The organism is Synechococcus sp. 8F6, from assembly GCF_002252665.1.
Classification (GTDB): Bacteria; Cyanobacteriota; Cyanobacteriia; order PCC-6307; family Cyanobiaceae; genus Cyanobium_A.
The window spans coordinates 1-782 of sequence record NZ_NQKZ01000065.1; the positions used below are offsets into that span (position 1 = coordinate 1).

Below are 782 nucleotides of genomic sequence, written 5' to 3' on the forward strand. Positions count from 1 at the left end.
CCCCCCGGTTGTCGCCGGCGACAACCGGGGGGCGATCAGTTCCCCTAACCGGCCAACTTGATTGACGCCAATCGGCCAAGGGGCTTGACGCGGGACAATCGAGAAGGTGTTTGGCTGGATCAAGCAGTGGGGCGGTCTGCGCCAGTTCAAGCTGCGCGGCACCGAAAAGGTGAGCGCAGTGTTTGGCCTGCATGTGATCGCCTACAACCTGATCCGGCTGGGCAACCTGCTCAGACCGGCAATGGCGGCGGCATGAACAGATGGTTGCTGTGTCCCAGAGGTGTGGCCAAGCGCCCGCGATCAGGGAGCCCCAACGGGGCAAAAGGCCTGAAATCGGCCGCTCTGAGCCGCTGAAACGCTGAAAACGAGCCCGAACGGAGTGCGATCAGCTCTCAGGAAGGAAAAGCGCGGCCCCTCAGGCGGTTTTTCCGCAAACTCCTAACCGGCCAACTTGATTGACGCCAATCGGCCAAGGGGCTTGACGCGGGACCCCTCCGATTTGGAGACGCCGCTGGCGCCGCCCAGCGCCTCCACCAGGGCATCAACCTTGCGGGTGGAGATACCGCCGGTGTAGGCCTCCATCACCACGGCGTAGAGGGCCTTGTCGACCCGGCGGCGGGGTTCGAGCCAGTCGGGAAAGAAGCTGCCCTGCCTCAGCTTTGGGATGGCCAGGCTGATGTCGCCGACCTGGGTGGTGAGCAGCCGCTGGCGGTAGCCGTTGCGGTGGGTGGAGCGCTGATCCGGGCAGCGCTCATGGAGCTGGGCGCCAGTGAGGGCAGAAA

The 782-nt window shown here is 64.7% G+C and carries 2 pseudogenes; one reads left to right on the forward strand and one right to left on the reverse strand.

From position 1 onward, the window contains the following. Positions 1-88 precede the first annotated feature (88 nt). Positions 89-256, forward strand: a pseudogene (locus CJZ78_RS13500) (transposase); the annotation flags it as partial. A gap of 224 nt (positions 257-480) precedes the next feature. Here the strand turns inward: CJZ78_RS13500 and CJZ78_RS13505 are convergent. After that, positions 481-782 (reverse strand): annotated as a pseudogene (locus CJZ78_RS13505) (transposase); the annotation flags it as partial.